This is a genomic window from Methylocystis sp. B8, assembly GCF_005771425.1.
In the GTDB taxonomy this organism is placed as follows: domain Bacteria; phylum Pseudomonadota; class Alphaproteobacteria; order Rhizobiales; family Beijerinckiaceae; genus Methylocystis.
In genome coordinates this window covers 296,399-310,025 of record NZ_VBTZ01000002.1, presented here as the reverse complement: position 1 = coordinate 310,025, position 13,627 = coordinate 296,399, and the positions used below count along the sequence as shown (strand labels likewise).

The 13,627-nt window shown below is 61.6% G+C and carries 19 protein-coding genes and 1 riboswitch; of the genes, 5 read left to right on the top strand and 14 right to left on the bottom strand.

The annotated features are described in order from the left end of the window. Positions 1 to 13 precede the first annotated feature (13 nt). Positions 14 to 796 (bottom strand): hypothetical protein, encoded by a 783-nt coding sequence (locus FEV16_RS06335; RefSeq protein WP_138166792.1) that lies wholly within the window; start codon positions 794 to 796, stop codon positions 14 to 16. 165 nt (positions 797 to 961) lie between these two features. Here FEV16_RS06335 and FEV16_RS06330 point away from each other — a divergent pair, with 165 nt between their 5' ends. Beyond that, the gene (locus tag FEV16_RS06330) at positions 962 to 2,800 is read left to right on the top strand and encodes a M3 family oligoendopeptidase (protein WP_138166868.1); all 1,839 of its coding nucleotides are present in this window, start codon (positions 962 to 964) and stop codon (positions 2,798 to 2,800) included. Between the two features lie 87 nt (positions 2,801 to 2,887). Here FEV16_RS06330 and FEV16_RS06325 read toward each other — a convergent pair whose 3' ends face one another. Beyond that, positions 2,888 to 3,268, bottom strand: a complete 381-nt coding sequence (locus FEV16_RS06325; protein ID WP_138166791.1) for a hypothetical protein — start codon at positions 3,266 to 3,268, stop codon at positions 2,888 to 2,890. Between the two features lie 196 nt (positions 3,269 to 3,464). Between FEV16_RS06325 and FEV16_RS06320 the strand changes: the two genes are divergently transcribed. Next, entirely contained in the window at positions 3,465 to 4,130 is a 666-nt protein-coding gene (locus FEV16_RS06320; RefSeq protein WP_138166867.1) for an O-methyltransferase, read from the top strand. Between the two features lie 134 nt (positions 4,131 to 4,264). Here FEV16_RS06320 and FEV16_RS06315 read toward each other — a convergent pair whose 3' ends face one another. The 7 genes from FEV16_RS06315 to crcB all read right to left on the bottom strand — a co-directional run bounded on the left by FEV16_RS06315 (position 4,265) and on the right by crcB (position 8,426). Next, entirely contained in the window at positions 4,265 to 4,717 is a 453-nt protein-coding gene (locus FEV16_RS06315; RefSeq protein ID WP_138166790.1) for a hypothetical protein, read from the bottom strand. Positions 4,718 to 4,889: 172 nt separating this feature from the next. Next, positions 4,890 to 5,285: a DUF2946 family protein gene (locus FEV16_RS06310; protein ID WP_138166789.1), complete on the bottom strand. Its 396-nt coding sequence runs from the start codon at positions 5,283 to 5,285 to the stop codon at positions 4,890 to 4,892. 51 nt (positions 5,286 to 5,336) lie between these two features. Beyond that, complete coding sequence (gene obgE / locus FEV16_RS06305; RefSeq protein WP_138166788.1) at positions 5,337 to 6,398, bottom strand: GTPase ObgE; 1,062 nt, start codon at positions 6,396 to 6,398, stop codon at positions 5,337 to 5,339. A gap of 7 nt (positions 6,399 to 6,405) precedes the next feature. Continuing rightward, positions 6,406 to 7,008: a GNAT family N-acetyltransferase gene (locus FEV16_RS06300; RefSeq protein ID WP_138166787.1), complete on the bottom strand. Its 603-nt coding sequence runs from the start codon at positions 7,006 to 7,008 to the stop codon at positions 6,406 to 6,408. 182 nt (positions 7,009 to 7,190) lie between these two features. Then, the gene (rpmA, locus tag FEV16_RS06295; RefSeq protein WP_138166786.1) at positions 7,191 to 7,454 is read right to left on the bottom strand and encodes a 50S ribosomal protein L27; all 264 of its coding nucleotides are present in this window, start codon (positions 7,452 to 7,454) and stop codon (positions 7,191 to 7,193) included. A 64-nt stretch (positions 7,455 to 7,518) separates the two neighbouring features. Then, entirely contained in the window at positions 7,519 to 7,827 is a 309-nt protein-coding gene (rplU, locus tag FEV16_RS06290; RefSeq protein WP_138166785.1) for a 50S ribosomal protein L21, read from the bottom strand. Positions 7,828 to 8,057: 230 nt separating this feature from the next. Beyond that, entirely contained in the window at positions 8,058 to 8,426 is a 369-nt protein-coding gene (crcB, locus tag FEV16_RS06285; protein WP_138166784.1) for a fluoride efflux transporter CrcB, read from the bottom strand. 86 nt (positions 8,427 to 8,512) lie between these two features. Further along, positions 8,513 to 8,576, bottom strand: a riboswitch (Fluoride riboswitch). Positions 8,577 to 8,749: 173 nt separating this feature from the next. Between crcB and FEV16_RS06280 the strand changes: the two genes are divergently transcribed. After that, positions 8,750 to 9,109 (top strand): Kazal-type serine protease inhibitor family protein, encoded by a 360-nt coding sequence (locus FEV16_RS06280; protein WP_138166783.1) that lies wholly within the window; start codon positions 8,750 to 8,752, stop codon positions 9,107 to 9,109. A gap of 142 nt (positions 9,110 to 9,251) precedes the next feature. Continuing rightward, positions 9,252 to 9,575 (top strand): Kazal-type serine protease inhibitor family protein, encoded by a 324-nt coding sequence (locus tag FEV16_RS06275; protein WP_138166782.1) that lies wholly within the window; start codon positions 9,252 to 9,254, stop codon positions 9,573 to 9,575. Between the two features lie 51 nt (positions 9,576 to 9,626). On the opposite strand, the gene FEV16_RS06270 is transcribed toward FEV16_RS06275, so the two are convergent. The 3 genes from FEV16_RS06270 to FEV16_RS06260 all read right to left on the bottom strand — a co-directional run bounded on the left by FEV16_RS06270 (position 9,627) and on the right by FEV16_RS06260 (position 11,950). Next, positions 9,627 to 10,034 carry a hypothetical protein gene (locus FEV16_RS06270; RefSeq protein ID WP_246657200.1) on the bottom strand — a complete coding sequence of 136 codons (408 nt, stop codon included), beginning with the start codon at positions 10,032 to 10,034 and terminating at the stop codon, positions 9,627 to 9,629. Positions 10,035 to 10,144: 110 nt separating this feature from the next. Then, positions 10,145 to 11,362, bottom strand: coding sequence for a murein L,D-transpeptidase family protein (locus tag FEV16_RS06265; protein WP_138166780.1), 1,218 nt, complete (start codon positions 11,360 to 11,362; stop codon positions 10,145 to 10,147). A 60-nt stretch (positions 11,363 to 11,422) separates the two neighbouring features. Continuing rightward, positions 11,423 to 11,950 carry an adenine phosphoribosyltransferase gene (locus tag FEV16_RS06260; protein WP_138166779.1) on the bottom strand — a complete coding sequence of 176 codons (528 nt, stop codon included), beginning with the start codon at positions 11,948 to 11,950 and terminating at the stop codon, positions 11,423 to 11,425. A 42-nt stretch (positions 11,951 to 11,992) separates the two neighbouring features. On the opposite strand from FEV16_RS06260, the gene FEV16_RS06255 reads away from it, so the two are divergent. Beyond that, complete coding sequence (locus tag FEV16_RS06255) at positions 11,993 to 12,802, top strand: hypothetical protein (protein WP_138166778.1); 810 nt, start codon at positions 11,993 to 11,995, stop codon at positions 12,800 to 12,802. A gap of 214 nt (positions 12,803 to 13,016) precedes the next feature. Here the strand turns inward: FEV16_RS06255 and FEV16_RS06250 are convergent, their stop codons facing one another. Next, positions 13,017 to 13,280, bottom strand: a complete 264-nt coding sequence (locus tag FEV16_RS06250; RefSeq protein ID WP_246657207.1) for a type II toxin-antitoxin system RelE/ParE family toxin — start codon at positions 13,278 to 13,280, stop codon at positions 13,017 to 13,019. A gap of 29 nt (positions 13,281 to 13,309) precedes the next feature. Continuing rightward, positions 13,310 to 13,597, bottom strand: coding sequence for a type II toxin-antitoxin system ParD family antitoxin (locus tag FEV16_RS06245; protein WP_138166776.1), 288 nt, complete (start codon positions 13,595 to 13,597; stop codon positions 13,310 to 13,312). Between the last annotated feature and the right edge of the window lie 30 nt (positions 13,598 to 13,627).

Sequence of the window (13,627 nt, the reverse complement as noted above, 5' to 3'; positions counted from 1 at the left end):
GCGCTCTAGCGGCTCAGATGTCGAGATCGCGGTAGACGGAAACCTCGCGTTCGCGCGCGGTTCGCGCCGCGTCGCCGGCGCGAATGCCGCGCCAGAGATCGAACGCCATGATCAGCGTCGTGAAGAGTCCAGATATTTTCCCAATGATGAAGCTGAAGGGAAAGATCAGCCGATCCGGCGGAATGATGAATTGCGCGCCGAGAAAGATGACGGCGGCGTTGATAAAATAGGCCGGACGAAACAGCGATTTTTCTTCCCAGGCGCTCTGCGCATAGCTGCGCGAGTTCTTCTTCACCGCGCGGTTGTAGGCGGGATTTGTAAACATGCCCCAGAGTCGCCGTTTGGGCGGAAGCGCGTTCGGTCCCGCGAGCAGGGCGCGATAGCTTTGACGCACCGAAGAATGCGCGAGCAGCGCGAGAAGGACATTGGCCAGCGCAAAAGCGAATTTGAGCGTGAGAAAGGAGAAGGACAGTTGCGCGGCAAGGTCGACAAAAAACAGATGCGTGAACGCGTTAAGCGCGAAGGCGGAGCGATGAAAGCTTGCGCGGTTGATGTCTTGCGTCTTCTCGTCGATGAACGCCGCGCCTGCCTTGGTTTCGGCGCGTTCCTTCAGCACCAGACGATCATAGTCGTCGGTCTTGAATCGCTTTGCGATCGCGTCGATCATCTCGTTCGGCGAGCCGCGCTTGATCTTGAAGGTCGCCTTGTTGAGGAAAGTTGAGACGCGCGTAAAGAGGCCGCGCGCCGTGGCGTAACGCGACGTGAGCGAACTGAGAAAATCGGTCTCACCCGCCATTGCGCACCTCAGCTGATTCTCTCGCTGCCACATTGTTATAGCCGCAACGCGCCCGGGCGCCGACCCTTGCCGCAGGTTGATCCCCTTTGGCCTCTTGCCATATTAGGCTTGTCCCGATCCTCGCGCCTCCGCTTGCTGGAGCCGCCCATATTGTGGTTCCCCGCCATGTTCAGCGCCCATTCGACATTCCATTCGATCGCCGAAACCGTTGCGCCCGCTCAAGCAGTCGAACGACTGCCGGAATGGAATCTCGCCGATCTCTATCCTGGACCCAATTCTCCGCAGGTCGCCGCCGATCTTGCCAAGACGGCGCAAGATGTCGCGCAATTCGGCAAGGACTATCGCGGCCGTCTGCGGTCGCTTGCGGAAGGCGCGAACGCTAGCGCTGAGCTTGGCGAAGCGGTTAAGCGATACGAAGCGCTGCAGGACTTGCTCGGCCGGCTCATGTCTTTCGCCGGCCTGCTCTATAGCGGCGATACGACCGATCCTGTGCGCGCGAAATTCTACGGCGACGTGCAGGAGAAAGTCACCAACGCCTCGGCTCAGCTTCTTTTCTTTCAGCTGGAACTCAATCGGTTGGACGACGCTACCCTGATGGCCGCGGCGAGCAAGGAACCGCTCGCGCGCTGGAAGCCTTGGCTCGAAGACATCCGCAAGGAAAAGCCTTACGAACTTGACGATAAACTCGAAGAGCTGTTCCACGAGAAATACATTTCCGGCGCGGCCGCCTGGAATCGTCTTTTTGACGAAACCATCGCCGCGTTGCGTTTTAAAGTCGGGGGCGACGAGCTTGCGATCGAGCCCGTGCTCAATCTCATGCAGGACCCGCGCGAAGAGACGCGACAAGAAGCGGCGCAGGCGATCGGCGCGACGCTGAAAAACAATCTGCGCACTTTCTCGCTCATCACTAATACGCTAGCGAAAGACAAGGAAATCTCGGATCGCTGGCGCGGCTTCGAGGACGTGGCCGATTCGCGTCATCTCTCCAATCGCGTCGAGCGAGAGGTCGTCGAAGCGCTCGCGCAGGCGGTGGAGACCGCGCATCCGCGCTTGTCGCACCGCTATTACAAGCTCAAAGCGAAATGGTTCGGAAAGGACGCGCTCGACTATTGGGATCGCAGCGCGCCGCTGCCGGCGACGCCCGCGAGGCGCTATTCCTGGCCCGAGGCGCGCGACATCGTGCTTGAGGCCTACAACGGATTTGCGCCGCGCATGGCGGAGATCGCCGGGCGTTTCTTTGACAAGAACTGGATCGACGCGCCGGTGCGCCCGGGCAAGGCGCCGGGCGCTTTCTCCCATCCAACGGTGCCTTCCGCGCATCCCTATGTACTGCTGAATTTTCAGGGAAAGACGCGGGACGTGATGACGCTGGCGCATGAACTGGGCCACGGCGTGCACCAAGTGCTCGCGGCGCGACAAGGGGCGCTGATGGCGCCGACGCCGTTGACTCTCGCGGAAACCGCGTCGGTCTTCGGCGAAATGCTCACCTTTCGCGCGCTCATCGCGCAAGCTTCTGAGAAGGCGCAAAAGCGTGCGATGTTGGCCTCAAAAGTCGAGGACATGCTCAATACCGTCGTGCGGCAAATGGCGTTCTACGCCTTCGAGCGGAAGGTGCATAACGCGCGGCGTGAGGGCGAGCTGACGGCAGATCAGATCTGCGAATTATGGATGAGCGTGCAGGGCGAAAGCCTAGGACCTTCGATCCGCCTGGGTCCGGGATATGAGACCTTTTGGGCCTATATCCCGCATTTCATCCATTCGCCGTTCTACGTCTACGCCTACGCATTCGGCGATTGTCTGGTGAATTCCCTCTACGGCGTTTATCAGAAGGCGCATGAAGGATTCGCCGAGCGCTATTTCGCGTTGCTCGAAGCGGGCGGCGCCAAGCCTTACGACGAATTGCTCAAGCCGTTCGGGCTCGACGCGCGCGATCCCGCTTTCTGGAACATCGGCCTCGAAATGATCGAAGGATTGATTGCGGAGCTGGAGGCGATGGAGGCGTAGTTTTTTTCGCGTTCTTCAACATCACTATCAGCTACGCAACAAAAAAACGCCGGTCTGAGGGCCGGCGTTTTCTTTTGCGCGCGTCGCTTATTGCATGCCGGCGCGAATCGTAAATTTCGAGCTGCCGCATTTGGCCTCGCCGTTGAGCACGCGTCCGCTGGCGGTGGCGGCGGGCTTGCCGGTCCACACGCAATCCTTCTTGTCGTCGGTACGGTCGACGAGGTTGACCGTATACGCCTCGCCTTCAACGGCTCCCTCGAGTTTGTAGTCGAGCGTCTTGCCGTTATCGAACTGCATATTGGCGGATCCCGAAAGCTTGCCGCCTTCGTTGTTGAGAGTCCACGTTCCCGACGCGACCTTGATGCCGACCGCGTTGGTTTCAGTCACGCTCCATTTGGTCGTCTCGGCGGCGGCGGCGACGCACATCGCCAAACCGATCGCGGTCGTCGTCAAAGCAATCTTGATCATTCTTGATGCTCCCACAGTTAACGATGGGCGGCATTATCCGCCGCAGCGCCGACTGAGGCTCGTGAATGCGGCCAATCCAGCCCTTCGGCTTCCCGCGTTCAAAGCGCGAGTAGGGTGACAACGCGTGAAACGCTGCGCAATGTCAAATAAATTCGATGGAACCGGCGTCAATTATTTAGAGAAAGGCAAGCTCCACATGGTGGAAGAAGACTGGCGTCGCGTGGACGACTATATTGCTGCGGCGCTGATCTCAAAGGACGAAGCGCAGGAAGAAACGCTCGCCAAAAATGCGCGCGAAAATCTGCCTGCGATCGACGTTTCGCCGCCGCAAGGCAAATTGCTGCATCTGCTCGCAAGCGCCATTGGCGCCAAGCGCGTTCTCGAGATCGGTACGCTTGGCGGCTATTCGACGATCTGGCTCGCGCGGGCGGTGGGCGAAAACGGCAAGGTCGTCACCTTCGAAGTCGATCCGCGGCACGCCGAGGTTGCGCGCGCCAATATTGCGCGCGAAGGCATGAGCGCGCGCGTCGATCTGCGCGTCGGCCCTGCGCTCGACATGTTGCCGCAGCTCGAAGCGGAGCGGGCGGGATCTTTCGATTTCGCCTTCATAGACGCCGATAAGCCCAATAACGCCGCCTATTTCGCTTATGCGCTGAAGCTGTCGCGGCCCGGCGCGCTGATCATCGTCGACAATGTCGTGCGGGAGGGCGCGGTCGCCGATCCCTCCAAGACCGACGGCGGCGCGCTTGGCGCGCGCGCCCTGTTTGACGCCGTCGCCGCTGAAGGGCGGGTCGAGGCGACGGCGGTGCAGACCGTCGGCGCTAAGGGATGGGACGGCTTTTTGATCGCGCGCGTCAGATGAGCCGTCCTACGACGGCGGAGTCTAGAGCAGGTTCCGAAAAAGTTGACAGACTTTTTCGACGAGAACCTGCTCCAACGTTTTGATTTTGAGCGTTTCCTTATCGATCACATGATTCCATAGGATCGGGAAGCGCTCTAGGCGTTTTCGAACGCCCTTTTGGCGCTGCGCCGCTTGCGGGGCAAGGGCGCGCCATCGGCGCCGAACAGGGCGGCCTCGACCTGATTGCCGCTGTCGTCATAACGCCAGGAGATGCGCGCCGCGCCAAGGTCCTTGCGGACGGTCGGCTTCCCTTCGGCGTTGAAATAGGCCTCTTCGACCTTATTGCCGTTGGCGTCATAGAAGCGCGCCACCCGGGCGGCGCCCAGGCTCTTGCGCTTCATGGGTCGCCCGTCGTGGTCAAAATAGGTCTCGACGACTTCTACCCGGCCGCGGCTCGGCGCGGGGTCGGCGATCGCTTCGGGCGCAATGCGGATGCCCCCTTCGCTTACGGCGGCGAGCTTCCCACTATGGGAGCAGCGCCGCTCTCCCGATGCGGCGCGGCGCGTCCCCTTAGCGAGGCGTGGCGCCAATTGAGTTTTCTGTTCCATGGTCCCAAGTCGCTGGCGGTCCGAGGGTTCGTCGCAGCCGCCAGTCTGAGGACTGAACGGCGCGTGCTCGCTTTACGACGCACGCTGACAAACGACGGAAACGCTGATCTGAACCTCCCGCAGCGTCGGCCTGCCGACGTATCGGGCGTGACGCCGCATGGCGCGGCAAGCGTCAGATCAGGACGGGAGGCGCGCGGGAGCCGAGCGGCGGGGTCGCCGCTTCCGGACCCAGGGATTCATTGTCAAAGGCAAGCTTGATCGTCGCATAGGACGCCGGCGGAGGCGTTTCGCCGACGAAGGCCGAGGCCGCCGTCGCTCCGCCAAGGCCGGCGCAATGCACGACGCAGCAGACGTCGCCGTGCCGCGCCGGGCGCGCCGGGGTCGCGGGATCGCCGGAGAGCGGTCCAGAAGCCTTGCTAAAGCAAATCGCGTTGGCAAAGGGGCCCGAAGTGCGCCCGCTGAACGAGACGCCAATTGCGAAGCCTTGCAAAGCAAGCAGATAGGCGACGAGCAGGGTGACTGCCGTCGATCCGCACTGCCATGTCTTGACTTCGCCGCGCGCGCCCATAGCCAGTCAAAGCTATTCATTGATCCTGTTAAGGTCAATGGCGGCGCGCTCTCACGGGCTCCACGGCCGCGCTTCTTCGGGGGCGCGTTCGAGCGCCTTTTGCGCCTCGATAGTCTCGTACAACGCGCGGAGGGCTTCCCTCACGCCGGCTCCGCTCGCCGACGAAATGAGCATCGGACCAGTGTGGCGCCCACTCTCAGGCCCGGCCGACGAGACCGCCCGCTTCAACCGCTCCCGCTGCTTTTTAAGGTGATCGGAGTCGACCGCGTCGATCTTCGAAAGCGCAAGGATTTCAGGTTTTTCGGTAAGGCCAGCGCCATAAGCGGCGAGCTCGCCTCGGACGATCTTGTAATCCTTGCCGGCGTGTTCGCCGGTCGCGTCGACGAGGTGTAGAAGCGCCCGGCAGCGCTCGATATGGCCGAGAAAGCGGTCGCCGAGCCCGTGGCCCTCATGCGCGCCCTCAATCAGACCGGGGATATCGGCAAGCACGAATTCCCTGTCGTCGCTGCGCACAACGCCCAGTCCGGGGTGAAGCGTCGTGAAGGGATAGTCGGCGATCTTGGGCTTCGCCGCGCTCACCGTGGCGAGGAATGTCGACTTGCCGGCGTTCGGCAGGCCGATCAGCCCGGCGTCGGCGATGAGTTTCAGCCGCAAAACGATGGTGCGCTCTTCGCCTGGCTGGCCCGGATTGGCGCGCCGGGGAGCGCGATTGGTCGATGTCGTGAAATGGGCGTTGCCGAAGCCGCCGTTGCCGCCTTTGCAGATGACGACGCGCTGGCCGACTTCCGTCAGATCGGCGATGAGCGTCTCCTCGTCCCCTTCAAAAATCTGTGTGCCGACCGGCGCTTTCAGCACGGCGTCGGCGCCGCGCCCGCCGGCGCGGTTCTTGCCCATGCCGTGTCCGCCGGTCTTTGCCTTGAAATGCTGTTGATAGCGATAATCGATCAGCGTGTTCAGCCCTTCGACGCATTCGGCGACGACGTCGCCGCCGCGTCCGCCGTCGCCGCCGTCGGGGCCGCCAAATTCAATGAATTTCTCACGGCGGAACGAGACGCATCCGGCCCCACCGTCGCCGGAGCGGACATAAACGCGCGCTTGATCGAGGAATTTCATATTCCGCTCATGACGAAGGGAAGCGCGGCCGGCGCGCGCCGAACAGCGTATGCGCTTCGCCGCGTTTCAGTTCGAACAGCTCCACTTCCATTTCGCCGCCGCGCGCCGGCGCCGGGAGCGCGCCGCGCCCGATATGTCGAAAGCCGAGCTTGTCATGGACGTGCAAGGAAGACGGATTGTCCGGCCGCGCGGAGGAGACGATCCGGTCCAGCGACGTGATTCCAAAGGCGAGGTCGATCAGCGCTCGCGCCGCTTCGGTTGTGAAGCCTTGCCCCCAATAGGATTTGCCGAGCCAGAAACCGAGCGTCGCCGAGCCGCGGCGGTCTGCGCCGTGCAGGCTCACGAGGCCAATAGGCTCGTTCGGGCGATTCTTCGGGGTGACGACGAGATGGAGACCGCCGCCGGCGGCGTTCTCCTCGCGCGCCGATTTGATGAAGGCGTCGGCGTCATACGGCCCATAGGGGTGCGGGATGCTCGCGGTCATCAGCGCGACGTCGGGATCGGCGACATGCCCGCGAATCTCGTCGGCGTCCGAAGCGCGCGGCCAGCGTAGCCACAATCGCTCGGTTTCGAGCCGGAAAACGTCGTCGTGCGTGATTTCGGGAAACATTCAATGCTCCAAGCGATATTCGGAAATTTTGGCCTAAAGCCGTTAAGGAGAGCGTTCTCCTATCGGCCCGTTACGGCTTTTCCGGACATCTCGCCTGGAACGTTTCCCGCCTGGATCGCCAGAAGCGGGTCGAGACGACCGTAATCCGCCGGTTGGTCGGCGGAGGGGTCGTCCCTACCGCCTTACTCTGCGGCCGGCGTCGGCGTTACCGATACGCTAGAACGTCCGCCGCTTGATTTAAATTCGACAACGCCCTCGACCAGGGCAAAAAGCGTATGGTCCTTGCCCATGCCGACATTGCGGCCTGGATGCCATTTGGTGCCGCGCTGGCGCACGATGATATTGCCGCCGACGACGGATTCCCCGCCGAATTTCTTGACGCCGAGGCGCCGGCCGTCGGAATCGCGGCCGTTGCGCGACGAGCCGCCTGCCTTCTTGTGAGCCATGGTTTCGCTCCGATTGTCCTGTGCGGCGCTTAGGCCGCTTTGTTCCGGTGTCGCGAGAGAGCGGTCAGCTCTCGATCGCGGTGATTCTCACAAGCGTCAGGTCCTGACGATGACCGCGCTTGCGCTTTGAATTCTGCCGACGGCGCTTCTTGAAGGCGATCGACTTGGCGCTGCGGGTCTGCTCGGCGATCTCGCCCGAGACTTTCGCGCCCGCGACGGTCGGCGCGCCGATCTTGGGGCTGTCGCCGCCAAGCATGAGCACTTCGTCGAAGGTGACCGCGTCGCCCGGCGCGCCGTCGAGCGCCATGACGGTGATCACGTCTCCTGCGGCCACGCTATATTGCTTGCCGCCTGTTTTGATGACTGCGAACATCTTTTTGTCCTGTGTTCGTCCCGGCTCTCGCGTTTCCGCCGGCCGGCTTCTTTGCAGTTGGTTTGTTTCGCTTCGATTTCGCGCCACGGCGCAAACGAAAAACGCGGCGAAACCGCCGCGCCGAAGCGGCTTTCATCTACTCTTCATATACGGCGACTGTCAATATGTGCGATTATTTAGCGGAGCGTGGAATTTGCCTATGTAGGCGGATTTCCGACGTCTTGACGCCCTCACGAAAAATGCCGCAGGAGCGACAGGCCCGCGAAGAGGCCGGCGATGGCAAGGCCGACCGACGCGGCGACATAGAAAGCCGCTACTGCGATCTGGCCGCGTTCGTAAAGCAAAACCGTTTCCAGCGAGAAGGCCGAAAAGGTGGTGAACCCGCCGAAAATCCCTGTGGTGAGGAACAATCGCCACTGCTGCGACGCCCCGCCTTTGAAGGCGAAATAGCCAATGATTGCGCCCAGGAGGAATGAGCCCAGAACGTTGATCGTCAACGTTCCGAATGGCGCGCCGATCGTTCGGCCAATAAGAAGATTGACCGCGTGACGCGCGACTGCGCCCAATCCTCCGCCGAGAAACACAATCAAAAAGCCCATGGCGTCCTCCTCTTGAGCAGGCGGACGCAAACGTGCGGCGACAGGCGGAGTTGAGACAGGCTCCTGACGCCGCGCATGTCTGCGCCCTTGCGGCAGGAGCCATCAGCCTTCGGTGAGGCGGTTCCGGGGAGCTCCATCCCCATCTGGCAAACACCCTAATTGGGCGGGCTCAATATTGAAAGGCGTCGACCGCGAAATTGGCGTTCGCGCCTGCCAGCCCCCCGCAAATTCATGATCGGCAAAGCCTTTTCGGCGCGGTGTGGAACGCTCGCCGCTCACGAGCGTTATCCCGCCGTTGCTGAACCATTTTATGGAGCATTGATATGAACTTACGCCTTGGCTTGCGCCTCTGCGCGCTCTTCTCTCCCTTGCTATTTGTGCTTTTTGTGGCGACGCAATCGCCGGCGGTCGCCGCCGGCGGGGTCGGCGCCAAGTGCGGCGGCATCGCGGGCTTACCCTGCGCCCACGGCCTTTGGTGCGAGATGCGCCCCGGCACTTGCCACGTGGCCGACGCTTTCGGCCATTGCGCGCGCAAGCCGAAGTTCTGTCACTTCATCTACAAGCCGGTTTGCGGATGTAACGGCCGCACCTATAGCAATGACTGCGTAAGGCAGGCGGCGATGGTCAATAAAAAACACAATGGCCCCTGCAAAAAGCACGAAGGACCGTGCAGGCGTCACTGAAGCGGCCGCTCGAGACGGTCCAAGCAGCTTGCTGCGCTCGCAGTTTTGGCGGCGCGCAATGGCGCGATTCTTTTTAGTCATCGCTCTGGCGGAACGCGCCCGAGCGCAGCTACGTCAACGTAATTTTTGGGAGGACTTTGATATGACAAAGATGCTTTGGAGATTCACGTTCGCTCTGGCGCTCTCAGCCTTGATTTCAGCGCCTGCTTCGGCGGCCAAGGTCGGCGAGATGTGCGGAGGCATCGCCGGCATTCCATGCGACAAGGGGCTGTGGTGTGATCCCCAACCGGGCCAATGCCGCGGGGCCGACATCGCCGGCACGTGCGTTCAGATTCCGCATAAGTGCACCAAAGAGTATCGTCCCGTTTGCGGCTGTGACGACAAGACCTACGGCAATGACTGCACGCGTCAGGCGGCGAAGGTCGCGAAAAAGTCTGACGGCGCCTGTCCGAAACCCTATAGGTAAGCGTCGCTTGGGCGGCGTGGCGCAACCGAAAGTCACGCCCTCTCTTCGCCGTTAGTTAAAGCAACCGCTGGCCTGCATCTGGACGAACCAAACCGCGCAGACCGCTTTGGCGCGCTCGTAGCTATGGCGGCGATAGCCGCCGCCATAGTCGCCATAGCCGCCGCGACCGCCATATCCGGGACCATAACCGCCGCCGTCACGGTTGTCGTAGCCGCCATAATCCTGGCCATAGCCGCGGCCGCGGTAGCCGCCGTACCCCTCATCGTCCCCGTAAGGGCCGCCGGGATAGCGGCCCGGAGAGCCGTAACCTTGGGGACCTCGGGCGGCGAGTTGGTTTTGGCGCATGCAATTATTGTAGTTTTGCGCGATCGCGAGGCAGAGCGGCACATTGGCCGATTTTGCTGAAGGCGAAGCGAGCATGGCGGTCGCGCAGACGGCGCCGACAATAGATAAGGTCATGAGGCGCATGGGCGCTTCCTTGATTGCGCCCCCCGGCGCCGATTGCCCTGCGATCTTGACTTAGCGTGGCTTAAACCAAGCTGAACGGCCTTGGGGCTCAGCTCGCAAAATCACCAGCCTGCAATGCGTCGGCAGGAGGCGTCGCCCGCGCCGAAGGCGTAGTGATCGCCGCAGGCGAAGGCTGCCGGCGGCTCGCCCGTCTGCTCGAACAGGTCATAGCCTTCCTTCAGATTGCGCCAGAACGCGCTCCATTGCTCATAGCCGCCGTGGACGCCGACGTAGGCCAGCCAGCTTGCTCCGGTTTCGCGCGCAATCGTCTGCTCGGTCATGCGGAAGGGGAAAATATGCACCTGCACTTCGCGCTGGCCGGCGCGCAGCGCCGCCTCGACGAAGGCGTAGATTTCCTCGATGCCGTGGTCGGTCATGGCGAAACAGCCGACCGATTTGCACGCGCCATGGACCATGACGAGACCGCCGGTGCGGCCATTTTGACGGTCGAAGGCGTTCGGATAGCCGACGTTGAAGGCGCGGTGGTAATTCGAATTGGGATGAAGCTGTTTCGCCGAGACGCTGTAGAAACCTTCCGGCGATTGGTAGTCGGCTTCCTTGACCTTGGGCCCGAGCCTGCCCGACCATTTGCAGATCGGGAAGGTCTTATAGAGCGAGAAGCGGCTACTGCCCTTCCGAAGCCAGAGTTCGAGCTGGCCTTCCTGCTTGAAGATCCGGACAAAAACCTGATCCCCCATGCCAAAGCGCATGGGCGCTTCCTGCTGAAAGGCGTCGTCTGGCGCTGGCCGTAGCGCCGGCTCGACGGCGCGCGCAAGCTGAGTGGGCGGCGCCGCTTCGGTCGGCCCGGCCGGCGTGGCCTCTAGCGCGGCTCTGGCCGAAGTTTGTGTCTGCTCGGCAGTGGCGGCGGTCTCAGCGGAGCGCGCCGCAAGATCGGCAAGATCGCCCGGTCTCGATGGGGGCAGGGGCGTGGCCCGCTCGGGCGGCGCGGGCGACGGCTCAGCTTGCGGGAAGGAGATCGATCCTTCGACGCCGCCGCCCGTAGGCAGCGCGGCGAGTTGAGGCAATGCCTGCAACGCCGCTCCCGCGGAAGCCACGGGCGCCGGCTCGGCGGGCGGCGCAGGGGGAAAGGCGCCGCGCTGCACGCGCATGGCCACCCGCAGTCCGGGCGCCAGCGCGCCGCTCCAGGACGCGCGCAAGGTATTGCCGCGGACGGCGGATTGGTTGTCGGAATCAGGCATGTAGCGGAGGGCCACGAACCCGCCGGCCAGCGCCGCGACAGCGAGCGCCGCCAGCGCCAATTGGGTCTGTCGCGGCGTCATGCGCCTGTACAGCCTCTCCTACTCGAGCCTGGGCTCAGCAAAGACATGAAAAAAGGCGGATTAGTGGCCTTCGAAGGCGACAAGCGTGCGCACCGGCACGCCGAGCGCCTCGAGCCGCTTCACGCCGGCGAGGTCCGGAAGGTCGATCACAAAACAGGCGGCGACGACGTCTGCGCCCGCCTGGCGCAAGAGCTTCACCGCGCCCTCGGCCGTTCCGCCGGTGGCGATGAGATCGTCGACGAGGATCACGCGCTCGCCGGCGCTGACGGCGTCTTCATGCATCTCCATTTCGTCGACGCCATATTCGAGCTCATAGGCGACCGAGACGACGCGATGCGGCAGCTTGCCCTTCTTGCGGATCGGGATGAAGCCGGCCGAAAGCTGATGCGCCACGGCGCCGCCGAGAATGAAGCCGCGCGCCTCCATGCCGGCGACCTTGTCGATTTTCGTTCCGGCCCAGGGCTGCACGAGTTCGTCGACCGCCTTGCGGAACGCCTTGGCGTCGCCGAGCAGGGTGGTGATGTCGCGAAAGAGGATTCCCTTCTTGGGATAATCCGGAATGGTGCGAATGGCGTCGGCGAGAGGCATGAAAGGGCCTTCGGATCAGCGGCGAGCCGCGAGTGGAGGGTGATGGCGAAACCGCCATGGCTTGAGAGAGATACACGCATGGCGGGGCGGCAGGCAAATGGGGGGGCGGGCGATGGGGCTGTAATCAGATGGCCACACCGCAATCACCCCGTAGACGGCTCGCTTGGAGAAAGCGCGATGAACTCAATCGATACGCAGTTTCTGAGAGCAGACGTAGAAGCGCTGTGCAATTTCTGCATACGGTTACGCGCTCACTGGCGGCATTTTCAAATTCTATACGAAGGGACAGAGCTTGAGCGAGAGCTGCTGCAAAGAACTGCTCATAACTTTTTTGGCGATCTTAATCACCTGCTGATCGAGCATCTGATCTTGCAGATTTGCAAAATCACCGACGAAGCAAAGACTGGCGGACATGAAAACCTCACCGTCAAATTCCTGATCGAGAAAACAACACTCTTCGCATCGTCGGAGGAAGTAAAAACGCTAAATTCGCTTAGCGCCAGTATGCACGCTTTTCGCGTCAAAATCGTCCGTGCACGCAATAAATATATCGGGCATTTAGACCGCGCTTCCGTCTTGGAAGGAAAGCCGCTCGGCCAAGCAAGCCCTGCAGAATGGAATCAATTTTGGCTCGATTTGCAAGACTTCCTGCACATGATGCACAAGCGTTACGTGGATCCAAATAGCGTTTTCTATCTGAACGGAGTGATAGGCCTGTCCGACGCCGAAGCATTGATCGATGCGCTTAGGGAGAGCAAGTTTTATCAAATTTTAGAGAACGACAAGGCAACCATGCAAAAGTGCGTTGATGTGGCAACAAATTCGAAGTTCTCGAAGTTATCAAACGTGTGATTTTGATTACAACAAAGCGATTATGCGGTTCCTCCCTACCGCCTCACTTAGCAGCGACGCCTAGCTTTTTTACTTCTCAGGAAGCCATTTGTTTACCGCACGTTTGATCAGGTCTGTACCAAGCGCTCGCTCCAAATATTCCAAGCAAAGCGCAATCATCGCGCGCGCACCTGGCGCGGTGAGAATGGCGTTGTCGAGCGCGCGGGCGCAGCATTCATTTGAGAAAGCCGCCTGCATCGGCAATCGCGGCGGCGTCTCGTGCGCCATGCAGCACACGGACAATCACGATTTCGGATTCCGTGGGAAGATAATAGACGGCATAGCCGCCGTGGAAGGCGACGCGCAAATCCGGCGCGAGTTGATGGCGCTCAGAGCCGGAAAGCGGAAAATCTTGCAAGCGAGAGAAGGTTGCGTGGATTTTGTCGAGTAAGCGCGTCGCAGTCGATTCAGAACTGTCATCGGCGACATAAGCCCAGATTTCGGCAAGGTCGGCTTCCGCCGCATCGGTCAGGCGGAGGTCGGGCGGTCGGCTAATAGCTTCCTCCCCCTGGCGATAATCTTCGCAGCGTCAAACTTCTTCACGCGGCCGGCGGCGACGTCGGCGAGGCCTTTGTCGATGTCGGCCTTCAACGCCTCAAGCTCTTGAAGCTGCAAGGCGCGTTTCAGCTTCCAATCGCGCAAGGCGGCGCGAATGACTTCGCTCGCCGATGCGTAGTCGCCGCCTTCGACAGCGCTCTTGATGGTCGCCGCCATGTCGGTCGGCAGGGTGATGGTCAGTCGCTCGATGTCCGCCATATGCGGGTCTCCCAAAAAGCAATCATACTA

Excerpts from the sequence above, each read along its gene's own strand:
- FEV16_RS06330 (WP_138166868.1), top strand. The coding sequence starts at position 962 with ATGTTCAGCGCCCATTCGACATTCCATTCGATCGCCGAAACCGTTGCG.
- FEV16_RS06245 (WP_138166776.1), bottom strand. The coding sequence starts at position 13,597 with ATGGCGGACATCGAGCGACTGACCATCACCCTGCCGACCGACATGGCG.
- FEV16_RS06270 (WP_246657200.1), bottom strand. The coding sequence starts at position 10,034 with ATGACCTTATCTATTGTCGGCGCCGTCTGCGCGACCGCCATGCTCGCT.
- FEV16_RS06255 (WP_138166778.1), top strand. The coding sequence starts at position 11,993 with ATGGCGAAACCGCCATGGCTTGAGAGAGATACACGCATGGCGGGGCGG.
- FEV16_RS06300 (WP_138166787.1), bottom strand. The coding sequence starts at position 7,008 with ATGTTTCCCGAAATCACGCACGACGACGTTTTCCGGCTCGAAACCGAG.
- FEV16_RS06335 (WP_138166792.1), bottom strand. The coding sequence starts at position 796 with ATGGCGGGTGAGACCGATTTTCTCAGTTCGCTCACGTCGCGTTACGCC.
- FEV16_RS06265 (WP_138166780.1), bottom strand. The coding sequence starts at position 11,362 with ATGACGCCGCGACAGACCCAATTGGCGCTGGCGGCGCTCGCTGTCGCG.
- rpmA (WP_138166786.1), bottom strand. The coding sequence starts at position 7,454 with ATGGCTCACAAGAAGGCAGGCGGCTCGTCGCGCAACGGCCGCGATTCC.
- FEV16_RS06320 (WP_138166867.1), top strand. The coding sequence starts at position 3,465 with ATGGTGGAAGAAGACTGGCGTCGCGTGGACGACTATATTGCTGCGGCG.
- FEV16_RS06310 (WP_138166789.1), bottom strand. The coding sequence starts at position 5,285 with ATGGGCGCGCGCGGCGAAGTCAAGACATGGCAGTGCGGATCGACGGCA.
- obgE (WP_138166788.1), bottom strand. The coding sequence starts at position 6,398 with ATGAAATTCCTCGATCAAGCGCGCGTTTATGTCCGCTCCGGCGACGGT.
- rplU (WP_138166785.1), bottom strand. The coding sequence starts at position 7,827 with ATGTTCGCAGTCATCAAAACAGGCGGCAAGCAATATAGCGTGGCCGCA.
- FEV16_RS06280 (WP_138166783.1), top strand. The coding sequence starts at position 8,750 with ATGAACTTACGCCTTGGCTTGCGCCTCTGCGCGCTCTTCTCTCCCTTG.
- crcB (WP_138166784.1), bottom strand. The coding sequence starts at position 8,426 with ATGGGCTTTTTGATTGTGTTTCTCGGCGGAGGATTGGGCGCAGTCGCG.
- FEV16_RS06275 (WP_138166782.1), top strand. The coding sequence starts at position 9,252 with ATGACAAAGATGCTTTGGAGATTCACGTTCGCTCTGGCGCTCTCAGCC.
- FEV16_RS06315 (WP_138166790.1), bottom strand. The coding sequence starts at position 4,717 with ATGGAACAGAAAACTCAATTGGCGCCACGCCTCGCTAAGGGGACGCGC.
- FEV16_RS06260 (WP_138166779.1), bottom strand. The coding sequence starts at position 11,950 with ATGCCTCTCGCCGACGCCATTCGCACCATTCCGGATTATCCCAAGAAG.
- FEV16_RS06325 (WP_138166791.1), bottom strand. The coding sequence starts at position 3,268 with ATGATCAAGATTGCTTTGACGACGACCGCGATCGGTTTGGCGATGTGC.